The organism is Candidatus Bipolaricaulota bacterium (assembly GCA_021159055.1).
Lineage (GTDB): Bacteria > Bipolaricaulota > Bipolaricaulia > UBA7950 > UBA9294 > S016-54.
The window spans coordinates 1-16,196 of the sequence record JAGGSO010000028.1; the positions used below are offsets into that span (position 1 = coordinate 1).

At 61.4% G+C, this 16,196-nt stretch carries 19 protein-coding genes and 4 tRNA genes; 7 read left to right on the forward strand and 16 right to left on the reverse strand.

The annotated features are described in order from the left end of the window. From J7J55_01505 to J7J55_01520, 4 genes are all read left to right on the forward strand, one after another. Nucleotides 1–557 (forward strand): chromate transporter (locus J7J55_01505; protein ID MCD6141383.1); only part of this gene is annotated, 557 nt, incomplete at its 5' end. A gap of 36 nt (nt 558–593) precedes the next feature. Next, complete coding sequence (locus tag J7J55_01510) at nt 594–1,094, forward strand: asparaginase (protein MCD6141384.1); 501 nt, start codon at nt 594–596, stop codon at nt 1,092–1,094. Nucleotides 1,095–1,131: 37 nt separating this feature from the next. Then, nucleotides 1,132–2,136 (forward strand): endonuclease/exonuclease/phosphatase family protein, encoded by a 1,005-nt coding sequence (locus J7J55_01515; protein MCD6141385.1) that lies wholly within the window; start codon nt 1,132–1,134, stop codon nt 2,134–2,136. Nucleotides 2,137–2,224: 88 nt separating this feature from the next. Further along, on the forward strand, nt 2,225–2,635 hold the full coding sequence (locus J7J55_01520; protein ID MCD6141386.1) for a threonyl-tRNA synthetase editing domain-containing protein: 411 nt from the start codon (nt 2,225–2,227) through the stop codon (nt 2,633–2,635). On the opposite strand, the gene J7J55_01525 is transcribed toward J7J55_01520, so the two are convergent. From J7J55_01525 to J7J55_01590, 14 genes are all read right to left on the reverse strand, one after another. Next, nucleotides 2,622–3,071 (reverse strand): NUDIX domain-containing protein, encoded by a 450-nt coding sequence (locus J7J55_01525; GenBank protein MCD6141387.1) that lies wholly within the window; start codon nt 3,069–3,071, stop codon nt 2,622–2,624. The two genes, J7J55_01520 and J7J55_01525, sit on opposite strands and share 14 nt — an antisense overlap. Next, complete coding sequence (locus J7J55_01530) at nt 3,046–6,375, reverse strand: DNA-directed RNA polymerase subunit beta (GenBank protein ID MCD6141388.1); 3,330 nt, start codon at nt 6,373–6,375, stop codon at nt 3,046–3,048. The genes J7J55_01525 and J7J55_01530 overlap by 26 nt, the downstream gene beginning before the upstream one ends. 82 nt (nt 6,376–6,457) lie before the next feature. After that, nucleotides 6,458–6,844 carry a 50S ribosomal protein L7/L12 gene (gene rplL / locus J7J55_01535; protein MCD6141389.1) on the reverse strand — a complete coding sequence of 129 codons (387 nt, stop codon included), beginning with the start codon at nt 6,842–6,844 and terminating at the stop codon, nt 6,458–6,460. Nucleotides 6,845–6,847: 3 nt separating this feature from the next. Further along, nucleotides 6,848–7,384: a 50S ribosomal protein L10 gene (locus J7J55_01540; GenBank protein ID MCD6141390.1), complete on the reverse strand. Its 537-nt coding sequence runs from the start codon at nt 7,382–7,384 to the stop codon at nt 6,848–6,850. Nucleotides 7,385–7,393: 9 nt separating this feature from the next. Further along, nucleotides 7,394–8,101, reverse strand: coding sequence for a 50S ribosomal protein L1 (locus J7J55_01545; protein MCD6141391.1), 708 nt, complete (start codon nt 8,099–8,101; stop codon nt 7,394–7,396). Beyond that, the gene (rplK, locus tag J7J55_01550) at nt 8,098–8,529 is read right to left on the reverse strand and encodes a 50S ribosomal protein L11 (GenBank protein MCD6141392.1); all 432 of its coding nucleotides are present in this window, start codon (nt 8,527–8,529) and stop codon (nt 8,098–8,100) included. Before rplK ends, J7J55_01545 begins: the two co-directional genes overlap by 4 nt. An 18-nt stretch (nt 8,530–8,547) precedes the next feature. After that, a complete protein-coding gene (locus J7J55_01555) occupies nt 8,548–9,660 on the reverse strand; it encodes a KOW motif-containing protein (GenBank protein ID MCD6141393.1) in 1,113 nt (370 codons plus the stop codon). An 18-nt stretch (nt 9,661–9,678) separates the two neighbouring features. Continuing rightward, nucleotides 9,679–9,864 carry a preprotein translocase subunit SecE gene (secE, locus tag J7J55_01560; protein MCD6141394.1) on the reverse strand — a complete coding sequence of 62 codons (186 nt, stop codon included), beginning with the start codon at nt 9,862–9,864 and terminating at the stop codon, nt 9,679–9,681. Between the two features lie 28 nt (nt 9,865–9,892). Next, nucleotides 9,893–9,965, reverse strand: a tRNA-Trp gene (locus tag J7J55_01565). Nucleotides 9,966–9,978: 13 nt separating this feature from the next. Next, nucleotides 9,979–10,143, reverse strand: a complete 165-nt coding sequence (gene rpmG / locus J7J55_01570) for a 50S ribosomal protein L33 (protein MCD6141395.1) — start codon at nt 10,141–10,143, stop codon at nt 9,979–9,981. A 10-nt stretch (nt 10,144–10,153) separates the two neighbouring features. Then, the gene (gene tuf / locus J7J55_01575; protein ID MCD6141396.1) at nt 10,154–11,350 is read right to left on the reverse strand and encodes an elongation factor Tu; all 1,197 of its coding nucleotides are present in this window, start codon (nt 11,348–11,350) and stop codon (nt 10,154–10,156) included. A gap of 70 nt (nt 11,351–11,420) precedes the next feature. Then, nucleotides 11,421–11,493 (reverse strand) — tRNA-Thr (locus J7J55_01580). A 52-nt stretch (nt 11,494–11,545) separates the two neighbouring features. Further along, nucleotides 11,546–11,628 (reverse strand) — tRNA-Tyr (locus tag J7J55_01585). Nucleotides 11,629–11,644: 16 nt separating this feature from the next. Then, a tRNA-Thr gene (locus tag J7J55_01590) sits at nt 11,645–11,717 on the reverse strand. A 396-nt stretch (nt 11,718–12,113) separates the two neighbouring features. Here J7J55_01590 and J7J55_01595 point away from each other — a divergent pair. From J7J55_01595 to J7J55_01605, 3 genes are read left to right on the forward strand one after another with little or no spacing between them, the layout of a single operon-like run. After that, on the forward strand, nt 12,114–13,469 hold the full coding sequence (locus tag J7J55_01595) for a hypothetical protein (GenBank protein MCD6141397.1): 1,356 nt from the start codon (nt 12,114–12,116) through the stop codon (nt 13,467–13,469). 1 nt (nt 13,470) lies between these two features. Further along, nucleotides 13,471–14,436: a flotillin-like protein FloA gene (gene floA / locus J7J55_01600; GenBank protein MCD6141398.1), complete on the forward strand. Its 966-nt coding sequence runs from the start codon at nt 13,471–13,473 to the stop codon at nt 14,434–14,436. Further along, nucleotides 14,433–14,594: a hypothetical protein gene (locus J7J55_01605; protein MCD6141399.1), complete on the forward strand. Its 162-nt coding sequence runs from the start codon at nt 14,433–14,435 to the stop codon at nt 14,592–14,594. The genes floA and J7J55_01605 overlap by 4 nt, the downstream gene beginning before the upstream one ends. Before the next feature lie 134 nt (nt 14,595–14,728). Here J7J55_01605 and J7J55_01610 read toward each other — a convergent pair whose 3' ends face one another. Then, nucleotides 14,729–15,160: a hypothetical protein gene (locus tag J7J55_01610; GenBank protein ID MCD6141400.1), complete on the reverse strand. Its 432-nt coding sequence runs from the start codon at nt 15,158–15,160 to the stop codon at nt 14,729–14,731. A gap of 855 nt (nt 15,161–16,015) precedes the next feature. Further along, nucleotides 16,016–16,196: hypothetical protein (locus tag J7J55_01615; GenBank protein MCD6141401.1), on the reverse strand; the 181-nt coding region annotated here is incomplete at its 5' end.

Below are 16,196 nucleotides of genomic sequence, written 5' to 3' on the forward strand. Positions count from 1 at the left end.
ATACAGGGCAAGGGAGGGTAATCGAGATGGGGATGTTGTTTCACCTCTTCGCAAGCTTCTTCTTGATCGGGATAAGCGCTTATGGCGGGGGGATCGCCACCATCGCGCTCATCCAACATGAGATCGTCGCAGTGCACGGATGGCTGACTGCAACCCAGATGCGCGATGTCATCCCCATCGCCCAGATGACGCCGGGGCCGATCGCGATCAACTCCGCCACACTGACCGGCTACAAGATCTGTGGGATCGGCGGCGCCATTCTCGCCTCGCTCGCCGTGATCACCCCTGGGATCCTCCTTCTGATCGGGTACACCCTCACCGTATCCCACCTGCGCTCAAAAGATACTCTCAACCGCGTGAAGTTGGCGCTGCACCCGGGAATCCTCGCCCTTATCATCTATTCCGTCTACACCTTTGGATCGGTCTCCATCGATGGACTCACCACCGGCGGGATCGCTGCCGCTGCGTTCCTCGCCATGCTGTTCGCCGGAAGGAGAGTGCACCCGGTGCTCATCATCATCGCAGCGGGCCTGCTGGGGATCGCCATCTTCCATTGACCGACCACAGCGTACGTGGGATAATCCTCGCCGAAGATGAAGATCACGATTCTGACAACCGGTGGTACGATCGAAAAGACGTACAACGAACATGATGGTTCGCTCCGCAACTACCACACCATCCTCCCGAAGATGCTCTCCACCCTCCGTCTCCCCGACCTCGACGTCACCTACAAGAAGGTCGTGTTCAAGGACTCACTTGAGATGACCGAGGAGGATCGCCGCAGGATCTTGGACGAGGTGCGCCGGATGCTCCCAGAGTCGGATGCGATCGTGATCCTGCACGGGACCGACACCCTGTCCAAGACAGGAGAACTACTGCATCGGGAACTGGCGGAACTCCGGATCCCGATCATCCTCACCGGGGCGATGCGCCCGTACGAATTCCGCGACACCGACGCGGTGCAGAACGTGACCGAGTCCCTACTCGCCGCCCGCCTCATCCCACCCGGAGTCTACGTAGTGATGCACAACCGCGTCCTCCGCTTCCCCGGGGTGGTGAAGGACCACGACCGTCTCACGTTCACAAAGCCTTAAGCAGGGTCCTCTTTTTCGATGGAAGGCGAGGCAGACGATGTTTAAATACAAGCGGTTCCTGAGCGGCATGTTTTTCTTGGTGGGTTATGTGGCGCTGACCACCGTCTTATGCGCGGGGATCCAAACGGGCAGCTTCACGATTGCAGCATTCAACGCGGAGTGGCTGTTCGACGGGGTGAACGACCGCTTCGCTCCCTGGACAAGCCCGACCGCGGCTGATGCCCACCTCGCGCGGATCGGATCGGTCATCGCCGCGCTCGGGGCCGACTACGTCAGCCTCGAGGAGGTAGAGGACGCCCGCATACTGGGGCGGCTTGCCGATCTCCTCTCTGCGTTCGGGTACGAGCAGATCTTCGTCCAGGGGCGTGACACCGCGACCGGACAGGACGTCGCCGCTCTGTCCCGCATCCCTCCGGACCGGGTCGGACGAACGGACGCGCGGGCGAAGTACCCGATATTCAGTTCTAATCTAACTTGCAAGAGCGGGAGCAAAGGGGTTTCCAAGAACTACTGGGCCGAGCTCGAGATTGGGGTGATCCCGGTAACGGTTATTGGGGTCCACTTCCTCGCCTTCCCCGACCGCTGCGACCGGGCGGTGAAGCGCGAGGCCCAGGCGCTGGTAATCGCGCGCCTGGCACGGGACGCGCTTCGCCAGGGGCGGGAAGTGATCGTACTCGGCGACATGAATGACTTCGACGGAACAGTGCTTGACGCAAGCTCAGACCGCCCGATCTCGATCGTACTCAAAACCCTCAAGGATCCTGATCCGACCCGTCCCGGAGACGAGCTGCACAATGCCTGCGATCGCATCCCCCAGTCCGAGCGCTACACCGCGTGGTACGATCGGAACAGGAACGGGCGGTACGATCCGGGGGATGCGCTCTCCCAGATCGACTTCATCCTGGTCAGCTCCGGTCTGTACTCCCGCCTCACGGAGGTGCAGATCGATCACTCCGCCCCACCGGGGTGGGCGTCGGACCACTGGCCGGTCGTGGTCACGTTCTGCTACGACGAAGAGAACATCGCCTATGGAGAGCCGTGACCGGAGATCAGGGTTCCCCTCCGTCAGTATCGTGCACGCCTTGCGTTCTGCCACATTGGGGCATAACATCCGGACAAGGAGGAAAGGGATGAAGCTTCTCTTGGTCTATGCAGAGCGATTCGGGTACCGTACAACCCTGAAGACGGTGGAGACAGCACCGGACAAGGACGAGTCCGTAGAGATCGAAGACGCGCTCGTCGGGTTCATCCACTTCGAGGCGGCGGACGAGCAAGACCCCGCTGGGATGGAGACGAAGCTCGTCAAGAACCTGAAGTGGGCGGCGCGGAAGAACGAAACGAAGCGGATCATCCTCCACTCCTTCGCCCATCTTTCTGATACCAAAGCATCCCCCGAGTTCGCCGCGCGGGTCCTCGCCGGAGCGGAGACACGGCTCAAGGACGCGGGATACGAGGCATTCCAGACCCCATTCGGTTACTTCCTCGATCTCGAGCTCTCCGCCCCCGGCCGCCCGTCGGCACGGGTATTCAAGAGCTTTTGAGCCACTCCTCTGCCTGGCGCAGCACCTGTCGGGTGTCGTCGTAGGTCAGGGTGCGAAGCGCCTCGTCGTACTCAGCCCAGCGCCAGTCCGCATGCTCCTTGGAGAGCCGCACGTCCGTCTCCTCAGTCCTCCCGAGGAAGTAGACGACCTCCTTCTCCACCGGCACGCCGCGGCGGGAAAAGGAATAGTGGCTGGCGGCGCGGAAACCGGGGACGATCTCCACATGACAGATCCCGGTCTCTTCCCGCATCTCCCGTAATGCCGCTTCCTCTTCGCTCTCCCCGGGCTCGATATGCCCCTTGGGGAGGCTCCAGTGACCGCCGTTTCGGTGGCGGAGGATCAGGTACCGCCTGTTCTCCCCTTCCCCGGAGTAGAGGACAACCCCGGCGCAGTACTCCCGCACCAGGGCGTCAGTTGATCTCGATCTCGTGGTCATTTCGGTCGTAGATACGCGGGTACAGGGCGAGGCTGCGCAGCTCCCGCAACAGGACCTTGAACGACTCGGGGAGCCCGGGCTTGGGGAACTCCTCTCCCTTCAGGATCGCCTTGTACAGCTGGATCCGCCCTCGCGTGTCGTCCGACTTCACGGTGAGCATCTCCTGCAACAGGGCCGCGGCTCCGTACGCCTCGAGCGCCCACACCTCCATCTCTCCGAGGCGCTGGCCGCCGAACTGCGCCTTCCCCCCGAGCGGCTGCTGGGTGATCAGCGCGTAGGGACCGGTCGAGCGGGCATGGATCTTCTCGTCGGCGATGTGCTCGAGCTTGAGGATGTACATGTACCCCGCAGTGATCGGGCGGGCGTACGGTTCGCCGGTCCGCCCATCGCGCAGGGTCACCTTTCCGTCGTAGTTGTCACCGTGGGCGATCCCGGCCTTCTCCCGCTCTTCATGAAGATCGTTCAGGATTTCATCCTCTTGCGCCCCGTCGAAGATCGGGGTGGCGACGTACTCGTTTCGGAGCTTGGCAAGCCAACCGAGGCTCGTCTCGAAGATCTGCCCCAGGTTCATGCGGGATGGAACCCCCATCGGGTTGAGGACGACGTCGACCGGTGTTCCGTCAGGGAGGAACGGCATCTCCTCGATCGGACGGATTGTCGAGATCACTCCCTTGTTCCCATGGCGGCCGGAGAGCTTGTCTCCGACGGAGATCGTCTTGCGCTGGGCGACGAACACCTTCACCAGCTCGTTCACCCCGGCGTCGAGCTCGTCCCCGTTCGCGCGCGAGAACTTCTTCACCTTGATCACCTTCGCCGTCCCCGACACCGGCGGCATGCGCAGCGAGGTGTTCTTCACGTTCCTCGCCCGCTCCCCGAAGATGGAGCGGAATATCTTCTCCTCCGGAGTCGGCTCGGACTCACCCTTAGGGGTGATCTTCCCCACCAGGATGTCGCCGGTGCGGACGACCGTCCCCACACGGACTATCCCGTCCTCGTCGAGGTTCTTCAGGTCCTCCTTGGAGATATTGGGGATGTCGGCGGTGATCTCCTCCGGGCCGAGCTTCGTCTCCTCTGCCTTCACCTCGAACTCCTCGATGTGAATCGAGTCGAGCAGGTTCTCGCGCACGAGCCGCTCGGAGATGACGATCGCGTCCTCGTAGTTGTACCCCTCATACGGGAGGATCGCCACCAGCAGGTTCCTCCCCAGGGCGAGCTCCCCCATGTCGCTCGACGGCCCGTCGGCGAGGAGGTCACCCTTCTTCACCTTGTCCCCGACGTGCACCACTGGGCGGTGGTGGAGGATCGTGTCCTGGTTGGAGCGCTCGAAGTTGACGAGGTGGTAGACCTTCTTCTTCCGTCCGTGTTTGACCACGATCTGACGGGCGTCGACCTCGACCACCTCTCCGTCCTCCTCGGCGACGATGAGCATCCCCGAGTCCATCGCCGCCTGAAACTCGAGTCCGGTCCCGACGAGCGGTGCCTCCGGTCGCAGTAGCGGGACGGCCTGGCGCTGCATGTTCGCCCCCATCAATGCGCGGTTGGAGTCATCATGCTCCAGGAACGGGATCAACGCGGCCGATACCCCGACGAGTGCCTTGGGGGAGACCCCGATAAAATCGACGTTCTCCGGCAGCTCGAGCCGCACCTCCTCGCGCCCGGTCCTCACCTCAACCCGCTCTCCGAGGATGCGCCCGTCGGCGTCGACCGGAGTGGTCGCCGGGGTGATCCTGTAGCGCTCTTCCTCGTCGGCCATCAGGTAGACGATCTCGTCGGTCACCCTCCCGTTCACCACCCGGCGGTAGGGGGCGACGAGGAATCCGTACTCGTTCACCCGGGCATAGACGGCAAGGGAGGTGATCAGCCCGATGTTCTGTCCCTCCGGAGTCTCGATCGGACAGATGCGCGCGTAGTGGGAGGGGTGGACATCGCGCACCTCGATCTTGGCGCGGCGCTTGGTCAACCCGCCGCCGAGCGCGTTCAACCGGCGCTTGTGGGTCAGCTCGGTAAGGGGGTTCGTCTGCTCGAGGAACTGGGAGAACCTCCCGGTGTAGAACAGCTGATTGATCGCCCCCTGCACGGTCCGGGTGGAGATGATCCGCCGGATCGTGTCCTTCTCCTCCAGGGCGTACTTGGATAGCTTATCCCGCGCGATGCGGGCCATGCGGGCGAGCCCGGTGCGGAGTGCATTTTCGGCCAGTTCTCCCGGGAGACGGACCCGCTTGTTCGCCAGGTGGTCCTTCTCGTCGATCAGCGACGGATCCTCCGGGACCCGGAGGAGGACCTTTATCGTGCGCACGATGTCGGCCGGGTAGAGGACCGGTTTCTTGAGCTGTAATCCAAGCTTCCGGTTCACCTTGAACCGTCCGACCTCGGACAGGTGATAGCTCGCCGGATGGAAGTACAGGTTCTCGAAGTACTCTCCCATCTGGGCGAGGGAGGCACGGTCGGAAGGGCGGAGGCGGTGGTAGACCATGCGCACCGCGTCCTCCTGCGTCATGACCTGGTCCTCATCCAGGGTCTTCTGGATGTACTTATCCACCAGGCGGATCGACTCGATCCCTGCCTTCTCCAGGACAGAGAGGTGCTCCTTCTGCAGCATCTCCCCTGCGGCGAGGAGGAGCTCGTCTCCCTTTTTCACCTCGACCGCGGCACGGTAGCCGACGTACGGCTCCAGCTTTTTCACGGTAACCGGGGAGACCTCAAAGCTGTAGTAGCGGCGGATCCACGCCTCGGTAAACCCGAGCGCCTTGAGAAGCACGGTAACGAGCACCTTCCCCTTCCGATCGAGGTTTGCGCGGATGAGCCCGCGGCGCGTGTCGAGGACGATCTCCAACCATGCCCCGAGCTCGGGGAGGATATGCCCCATATACTGGTTCTTATCCTCGTTCACGAAGTAAACCCCCGGGGAACGGGTGAGCTCGTTGACGAGCGCGTTGTCCGAGCCGTTGATGATGAACGTCCCCCGGTTGGTCATCATCGGAAAGTCCCCGATGTACAGCTCGGTTTCTTGAATGAGCGTATCCTCCTGGAACAGCCGGGCGGTCACCCGCAGCGGGCGGGAGTAGGTCAGGTCCTTGTCCTTACACTCCTGCTCCGTGTTGCGGGGCTCACCGAGGTAGGGATCAACGAACTCCAGCCTCAGATTGTCTTTGCCATGCCCCTCGATCGGGGATATGTCGTCGAACGCCCGCTTTATCCCCTCCGTGATGAACCGATCGAACGAATCCCGCACGTCCTGCAACAGATACGGGGGCGGAACGATCTCCTTGATCCGCCCGTACGAGCGCCGCACACGATATTCCATGATCTCCCCCAACAAAGCGCACTGCCCTAAGGCGACGAAGCCCTAAGGCAGTCCGCAACGAAACCTGTGGAAACGTCGAGACTTACTGCTTAAGTTCGATCTCAGCTCCCGCCGCCTCCAATTTCTCCTTGAGGCTCGTCGCCTCCTCCGGGCTGACCCCTTCCTTGATCACTGCCGGGAGGTTGTCGACGAGCTCCTTGCATTCCTTCAGGCCCTTGCCGGTGATCTCCTTTATCTCCTTGATGACCTGAATCTTCTTCTGGCCGGGGTTGGTAAGGACGACCTTGTACGTCTCCGGTGCGGCCTCTTCCCCGCCCTCGCCGCCGGCGGCTCCCGGGGCAGCAGCGACCGCCACCGGTGCGGCCATCGCCGCGGAGACGTTGAACCGCTCCTCGATCATCTCGACCAGATCGGCCAGGTCCTTCACGGACATGTTCTCAATTTCCTGAAGGATCTCCTCTTTACCCATTATCTACTCCTCCTTCGTTTGTTCTTCTCGTTTTATTCGGACCTCGTTGAGGACGATGGCCAGTTCCCTGATCTTCGCCTTCAACATGACCGCCAGGGCGCGCATCGGGCTCTGCAGGAGCATCGCCAACTTCGCCAGCAGCTCCTCCCGCGATGGGAGCTTGGAGTAGCGCTCGATCTCCTCCTCGGGGACGATCTCCCCCTGGAAGACCCCGCCCTTCAGGTTGTAGCGCGGGGTGTAGGTCTTGCGGCACTCCTCCGCCAGCTTGAACGCCAGCACGGGATCGTCGTACCCGACAGCGACTCCGATCGGCCCGGTGAAGAGATCGGCCAGCCCCTCGAGCCCGGCCTGCTCCGCCGCGATCCGTGCCAGGGTATCCTTGACAACGCGGAACTCCAGCCCCTGCTTCGTGAACCGCGCCCGCAACTCGACCATCTCGTTGGCCGTCAGGCCACGATAGTCGGCCAGAACCAACGCGCTGGCCCGCTCAAACATGTCTTTCAGGCGGTTTACCTCTTCTATCTTCGCTTGCGTCGGCATCTCGTACTCCTAGCCTGCTTCTTCCGCCGCCTGCAGCAGCTCCCCAAGGTCGAGGGTGATCCCCGGCCCCATCGTCGAAGAGATCGCCACCTTCTTGATGTAGCGTCCCTTCACGCCTTCCTCCGGCCGCCGGTCGAGCACGCTGCGGACAAACGCGATCAGGTTCTCCCGCAGTGCTTCCTTGTCGAACGACACCTTGCCGAATACGGAGTGAATCACCCCGTATCGATCGGTGCGGAACTCGACCATCCCCTTCTTCAGCTCGCGGATCACCCGGCCGATGTCCTTGGTGACCGTGCCCGTCTTCGGGCTCGGCATCAAGCCGCGCGGCCCCAGAATCTTACCGAGTTTTCCCACTACGGGCATCATGTCCGGAGTGGCGACGACCTTGTCGAAGTCGAGCCAGCCCTCCTGGATCTTCTTCGCCAGGTCCTCTCCCCCGACGTAATCGGCCCCTGCCTCCTCCGCCTCCTTCTGGGCTTCACCCTTGGCAAAGGCGAGGATCCGTACCGTCTTGCCGGTCCCGTGGGGGAGGGTGCACGTCCCGCGCACGATCGTTTGGCTCGGTTTGATCCCGAGGTTGATCGCGATCTCTGCGGTCTCGTCGAACCCCGCCGTAGCGGAGGCCTTCATCTTCTCGATCGCTTCATCGATACTGTAGGCACGTTGCCGCTCGATCAGAGCGGCCGCTGCCGCGTAACGCTTTCCGTGTTTCACGACTCGACCACCTCAACGCCCATGTTCCTCGCCGTCCCCTTGATGATCTCGATCGCCGATTCGAGCTTGTAGGTGTTCAAATCGGGGAGCTTGCGCTCGGCAATCCGCCGCACCTGCTCCATCGAGATCTTGGCGACCTTCACTCGGTTCGGCTCCGGAGACCCAGATTTTATCCCCGCCGCCATTTTAATCAACTCCGCTGCCGGCGGCTGCTTGAGGACGAAGTCGAACGTGTGATCCATGTACACCGAGATGACGACCGGGATGATCACCCCCGGGGTCTCGTTCTTCGTCGCCTCGTTGAACTTCTTGCAGAAGTCCATGATGTTCAGCTTGTGCTCACCCAGTGCCGGACCGACCGGAGGGGCCGGAGTCGCCTGCCCCGCTGGGATCTGCAGGTTTATCTTCGCTACTACTTTCTTGGCCATCCTACCTCCTACCCCAAATTACAGCTTCTCAATCCCCTCGAACCCGAGCCGCACCGGAGTCTCCCGCCCGAAGATCTTCACCATCACCGTCACTTCCTCGGCTTCCTTGTCGATCTCCTTGATCTCCCCGGTGAAGTCGGCGAACGGGCCTTCCACGATCTCCACGACCTCGCCCACGTTGAAGTCGACCTCGATCTTCGGCTCTCCGCTACCGCCAGCCGGAGCACCCGCTCCCGCCGGGATCTCGAGCAGGCCGGCCTTCCGCTTGATCAGGCGCATCTCCGGCCCCTCGATCGGCATCGGCTTGAACTTGGAGCCGACGTAGCGGACCGCGCCGCGGACCCCGTCGATCAGCTCCATCATCTGCTCGTCGTCCAACCCCATGCGCGCGAACACGTATCCCGGAAACAGGCGCCGCTTCTCGATCCGCTGGATCGTAACCACGCGCTTGTCCTTGTACTCCTTCACCTTAAGGAGCCCGGTGGCGCGGCTCTGAATATGGTCTTCCTTCTCGATGAGATCGCCCTTCTTGAGCTTCGCCCCCTCACGCGCTTTAACGAGCACCTTCTCCGGGATGATGCGGGTCTTCGTCTTTCCGTTCTTGTACTCAAACGTCACCCGCCGCACCTTGTCCCGCAGCACGATCTTCCCCTTGTTCGCCACCGTGTACCGCTCATCGGAGTCGATGGTGAGGGGAACGCCGTTTCTGATCTTCTCCCCCACCCGGATGTCGCGGCGTATCTTCTTATCCGCCGGGATGAGGTAGACCTCCTCGTTCCGGTTCGTCATCTCAATAATCACTCGCTGCAATGGTTCAGACTTAACGATCGTGGCGTCCTCTTCCATGTGCTTGGGAGGCTTGCGCGCGATCACATCGCCACGAGCGATCCGTTCGTTCGGTTTGGCAACGAGATCGTACTCGTACGGGACCCGGTACTCCATTCCCCCGCCCCGCCGGGAGCGGGAGGTGATCACCTCCTCCACCGGGACGAGGAAGAACGTCTCCTCCCCGTCCACGTTGAATCGTTCGAACGCCTTCTCCCAGCCGAGCTTGCGTACACGCTCGTTCAGGTCCTCTTTGACCTTCAGCTCCGAGCCGGCATAGGTTTGAATGGCGTACCATTTCTTCATGCGCATGGTTCTCCGCCTCTACCGGACCAGGACCCTGAGGATGGCTTCGATGATCCGATCCACTCCCCAGATGTAGAGGGTGAGGACAAAGACGAGGATGATGACCAATATGGTGAATGAGATGACCTCCTGACGGGTCGGCCAGCTCACCCGCTTGACCTCGTTGCGGACCCCTTGCAGGTAATTTTTTAACTTCTCAACCATCCACTCTCTCCTTCAATTGCGGTTCTAACAGGCCCGGGAGGACTCGAACCCCCAGCCTTCCGATTTGGAGTCGGACGCTCTGCCAGTTGAGCTACGGGCCTATGGTCTAGTTTCCTAGACCTCCTTGTGCAGGGTGTGTCGCTGGCAGTGGCGGCAGTACTTGTTCAACTGCAACTTATCCGGGGTATTCCGCTTGTTCCGCTTCGTGTGATAGTTGCGCCGCCCACACTCGCTGCACGCGAGCGTGACCGTGATGACGACTTCCCCTTTCTTGGCCATGATCTATCCCTTATTCGATGATCTTGGTGACAACGCCGGCCCCGACGGTGCGCCCGCCCTCGCGGATCGCGAACCGGAGCCCCTCATCCATCGCCACGTGGTGGATCAGCTCAGCGATGATCTTGACGTTATCGCCCGGCATCACCATCTCCACCCCTTCGGGGAGGTGAACCGTACCGGTCACGTCGGTGGTGCGGAAGAAGAACTGCGGCTTATACCCGTCGAAGAACGGGGTGTGGCGTCCGCCTTCGTCCTTGCTCAGGATGTACACCTCGCCCTCGAACTTCGTGTGCGGGGTGATCGTCTTCGGTGCAGCCACGACCTGCCCGCGCTGTACCTCGTCCTTCTCGATTCCGCGCAGAAGGATCCCCACGTTGTCACCCGCGATCGCGTAGTCGAGCGTCTTGTTGAACATCTCCAGGCTGGTGGCGACCGTCTTTTTGATTTCATCGCTGATCCCGACGATCTCCACCTCCATCCCCGGAGTGATCTTGCCGCGCTCGACGCGCCCGGTCACCACGGTACCGCGCCCCTTGATGGAGAAGATGTCCTCGATCGGCATCAGGAACGGCTTGTCCTCCTCGCGGTCCGGGAGCGGGATGTAGTTGTCCACCGCCTCCATCAGCTCGAGGATCGGCTTGCACTCCGGCGAGTTCGGATCGCCGCTCTCCATCGCCTTCAGGGCCGAGCCGCGGATCACCGGGACCTCGTCGCCCGGGAACTCGTACTCGTTGAGGAGCTCGCGCACCTCCATCTCCACCAGGTCGATCAGCTCGGGATCGTCGACCATGTCGATCTTGTTGAGGAACACGACGATCGCCGGCACGTTCACCTGACGAGCGAGGAGCACGTGCTCGCGCGTCTGGGGCATCGGTCCGTCCGTCGCCGCGACGACGAGGATCGCCCCGTCCATCTGAGCGGCACCGGTGATCATGTTCTTGATGTAGTCAGCGTGCCCCGGGCAGTCGATGTGCGCGTAGTGACGGTTCTCCGTCTCGTACTCGACGTGCCGCACGTTGATCGTGATTCCGCGCTCCTTCTCCTCCGGCGCGTTATCGATATCGTAGAAGTCGAGCGCCTTCGCCTTACCCTGCGCGGCGAGCACCTTGGTGATCGCCGAGGTGAGCGTCGTCTTCCCGTGATCGATATGTCCGATCGTTCCGATGTTCAGGTGAGGCTTCGTCCTCTCAAAATGCTCTTTTGCCATCTTCTTAAACCTCCTGTTGATCTTGGCGCGACGTTTATTTCGCTTGATGGCCGCTCCCGCCGCAAGCAAAAGCCCGCGATCGGAGTCGAACCGATGACCTCCCCCTTACCAAGGGGGTGCTCTACCGCCTGAGCTACACGGGCATTCGACCGTCACAAAACTATAGTGTAACCGAAAGCCCAAACGACCGCCAATTGGAGGGGGAGGGATTCGAACCCCCGAAGGCGTCCGCCAACGGATTTACAGTCCGCCCCGTTTGGCCACTTCGGTACCCCTCCAACAAATAACAACCGGAGCCAGCGGCCAGACTCGAACTGGCAACCTACTGATTACAAGTCAGTTGCTCTACCAATTGAGCTACGCTGGCGCAAAGCCGATTGGGCGTTATTGTAACTTGCGGCCTCAACCGTGTCAAGACGCGATCCGATGCGGGATTAGACTGGGGTCACCGACGCGGTCCGCGCGCACCTGAAAGCGGAAAATCCCGGGAGAATTGCGGTTCGCGATCGGGATAAACGCCGAGCATGCCTCCTCTGCCGATGCCCCGTCACCGGGCGATCCAATCGAGGAGGGAATGGAGCCGGGCGCAGTCATCGCATTGCAATCGTACCAGAGCAAGGCTCGGGGGAAGAAACGATCGGGGAGACTATCGAGGGTCGGCGCGATTTGCGGTCGAGGATTTCTGGTTACGGCCACGGCGCAGCCCAATTTCTGATCTTTACCTAACTTGACAAGCCCGGTCGAGTTATTCTATTATGTTTTTATGAAGATTTCCCTGATTATCTTGGTAATTCTGTTCGGCCTCCTCCCCTGCTTCTTCGGGGTCTCCCAACAAGCCAGCCCGGTATGGATCCTATCGATCGACAGGGAGATCGGGAGGGGGACGGTTTCTTACGTGCGCGAGGGGCTGAGCGAGGCGGAGGCGGAAGGGGCCCAGGCGGTGGTGTTTGTCCTCTCCACCCCGGGCGGCTACCTCGACTCGGCCGGCGCGATTCGGAACGCGATCCTCGATGCGCAGATCCCGACGATCGCCTACGTCGACCGCGAGGCCTACTCCGCCGGTGCACTCCTTGCCATCGCTTGTGAGAGGATCTACTTTGCCCCCGGCGGGGTGATGGGCGCAGCCACTCCGGTCTATTTTGAGGGAGGAAAGCCGGTGGAAGCGCCGGAGAAGATCGTTTCGGCGACGCGGAAGCTCTTCCGCGCCACGGCCGAGGTGCGAGCCCGCCCGCCGGAGATCGCCGAGGCGATGGTCGATCGCGACGTAGCGATCGAGGGGCTGATCGAGTCGGGGAAGCTCCTCACCCTGACCGCCGATGAGGCGTTGCAGTGGGGCTACTCCGACGGGGAGGCCGAAAGCCTGGAGGCGGTCCTGAGGGCGGAAGGGCTCGGCGGAGCAAAGACGGTTCGCTTCTCCCGGCGGTGGATCGACGGCGTAGTGGAGACCCTGACCATCCCCTGGATCGGGGCGATCCTGATCACCGTCGGGATACTCGGCCTGATCGTGGAGATGCTGATCCCGGGGTTCGGGGTGTCGGGGATCGTCGGGATCCTCTCCCTGGGCGTGTTCTTCTGGTCCCATTTCATCGTCGGGCTCGCCGGGTGGGAGTCGGTCATCTTCCTCCTCGCCGGGCTGGTGGCAATACTCCTTGAGATATTCGTCTTCACCGCCTCCGACTTCGGGCTGGCCGGCCTGACCGGCCTCGTGTTGATCGGTCTCGGCTTCTACACGTCGATGGTCGGCCCGTTCACCGAACCGGGAGCCGCCGGGCGGGCGGTGGGAGCGGTCTCAGGGGGGATTGCAGTCGCTCTCGTGGGGGTTGTGGTCCTGATCACCCGGCTCCCGAAGACGCGCCTCCGCTTCGGCGGGGTGATCCTGGCACAGGCGATCACTGGGAAAGCGTTTCCCAAGACACGAAAAGAAGGGACGGAAAGCCTCTGGGTAGGGCGCGAGGGGACGGCGATGACCGACCTCCGCCCGGTGGGGAAAGGCCGATTCAACGGCGAGATAACCGATGTCGTGTGTGAAGAGGGGTACCTTCCCAAGGGGACCCCAATCGTGGTAAGAAAGGATGAGGGCTACCGGAAGGTCGTCCGAAAGAAAGGGGAGGGGAAATAAGATGGTGACTTATCTAATACCTGGTATAGCGATTCTTCTTGTTCTGTGGTTGTTCTTCTACTTCGTGCCCGTCGGCCTGTGGATTTCTGCATTGGCCGCTGGGGTGCCGGTCGGACCGCTGACGCTTGTTGGAATGCGGCTCCGGAAGGTCAACCCGCACCGGGTGATCGGGCCGATGATCGCGGCTTGGAAGGCGGGGATTCAGCTTGCGGCTTCGGATCTCGAAGCCCACTATCTGGCTGGAGGGAACGTCGACAGGGTCGTACGAGCACTGATCTCGGCCGACAAGGCGGAGATCCCGCTCAACTTCCAGCGGGCGGCGGCGATCGACCTCGCCGGGCGCGACGTCCTCGATGCAGTGACGATGTCGGTCAATCCCCGCGTGATCGAGACCCCGAAGGTCGGCGCAGTCGCCGCCGACGGGATCCAGTTGTTCGCCATCGCCAGAGTGACGGTCCGGGCGAACATCGACCGGCTCGTGGGAGGGGCGACCGAGGAGACGATACTCGCCCGGGTGGGCGAGGGGATCGTCTCGGCGATCGGATCGGCCCGATCGCACAAGGAGGTCCTGGAAAACCCGGACAAGATCTCTACCCTCGTCCTCAACAAGGGGCTCGACTCGGGGACGGCGTTCGAGATCCTGTCGATCGACATCGCCGACGTCGACGTGGGGAAGAACATCGGCGCAATGCTCCAGACCGATCAGGCTGAGGCCGACCTGAAGGTCGCCCGGGCCAAGGCCGAGGGGCGGAGAGCGATGGCCGTCGCCAAGGAGCAGGAGATGCGGGCGGCGGTGGTCGAGGCCGAGGCGGAGGTCCCCCGCGCGATCGCCGAGGCGTTCAGGTCTGGCAACCTCGGGGTAATGGACTACTACCGCCTCCGCAACATCCAGGCCGACACCCAGATGCGCGAGGGATTAGGAAAGAAGGGCGAAGAGAAGCCCCATCGTGAGGAGAAGAAGGCGTGATCGCTGAAGAGAAGCTGATCGAGCTCATCCAACAGCTCCTGGAGGAGGACGCGCGGGTCGCCCTCGTCCTGGCGGAGATCATCGGCCCCCCGCCCGGGCTGGGGGCCTCGCCCCCTCGCCTCTGGGAGGATCCCAACAGAGAGATAAACGGGCTGTAAGGAGGATATCGCCGAGATCGACAAAGGACCGTGGGAATCGCTGATCTTCCTCATGGCTCCATGCTTAGAGCCTGTGTGCCTAAGGATGGCCAGAGATCTTTGGTCGACTCGGCCAAAGTTCTAAGCCAAACCCGTTAGCCGGCCTTTATCGAGAGAGGCTCTGTTTTGCCTGACACGTTTAGGTCCCCGACGGTGCATGTTGCCTCTATTGTGGTCGTCCTAAGCCATGTTGGAGCATCCGCTTTGGCGATAACTTCTATCCCGGCCACGCCGTTAGAATCGGTCGTAACGGAACCCGAAACTGGCTCGAAGATGACGTACCGGCTCGGTGAAGAAAAGACCACGGACACCCCGGCGATGGAGGCACTGGTTCCGGGGATGCTGATCTTGTATTCGACCCTGCTCGTCGTTCCTGTTATCGCCTCTGGAACGGCTCCGAACGCGCCTGCGATCTCGACCTTCCCCGAACCACCGGTCCACGACCCAATGAAAAACGCCAGGGTTATCAACCCGGCAGCAGTGACGGAAAGACCAATGAGCCCGATGACACTGAATCGCTTTTTCATGTTTTCTCCTTTTTGAAAACCTGAATTTTGAAACAAGAATATGATACTACTTAAGGATCATGTTTACAAAAAATCAACATCGGCCCGGTATCGATAAACCGCGGGCAAGGATCTGAACTCGGCGGGTGGGGGTGGAGAAGAGCTCCTCCACGTCCTGACTCGCGCGGGCTGCGGGCCATACAGCAAATGTCCACGTCATTGCACCGCAGAACGGCCCATTGATAACCTACACAGGGAGATTTCCACCGGGGCACCGCGCGGGAGGGAGGCCTGGTAGTGCCGGCCGATCACGCCCCCGCCCGTGGCGATCTCGTCTGGCTGGCGTTCGATCCCCTGGCAGGAGATGAGGAAGCAGGACTTTGCCCGGCTCTTGCGATCTCCCCGGTGGATACAACCGGAAAGTCGGTCCGTGATGCCTCAAAAGAGTGGGTTACCGAAGGGCTAGGCGGTGCCTCAGAATTTAGGTTACCCATTGCACCTTTACAGCTTACTCAGGTTCTTGTTTATAAACGACCTCCGTTGGATCCCCCGCAGCAAGCCATGGGGAGGCAAGCTCCGCCACTACAGAAAACGACAACGCTGTGGATAAACACATCTTACGTAGTTCCCACGGATGTAGCGTCGCACCCTGTGTGCGACGAAACGGACCGGCGGGTACAGGGCCCGCCGCTACGTAAGGTCGAATATCCCGTCCCGTCGCCCCTTGTCTGCGACGTTTCGATAGCGATTCCGATGATGGCGGGGACAAGCCCCGCCACTACGAAAAATCGCGGCGTTCGTAGCAGCGCAGCTTGTCTGCGACAATGTCTTCCGATACCCAGGTGACGCATGTCCGATCAACCTTCTCACTGCTGCTCAGTTCTCATGCTCGATGTGGACCTGAATACTGTTGCGGGTCACCTTTCCCTCCTTCCCGGTCGGGTAACCCAAATTTTGAGGAATTCGTCCCGACTTCGGTAACTTTTTCAATGAGGCACTTCGCGGTCTTGCGCTGTTCTGCCCGATAGCATAGAAGGTAAAGCTTACCCGTTCGAGG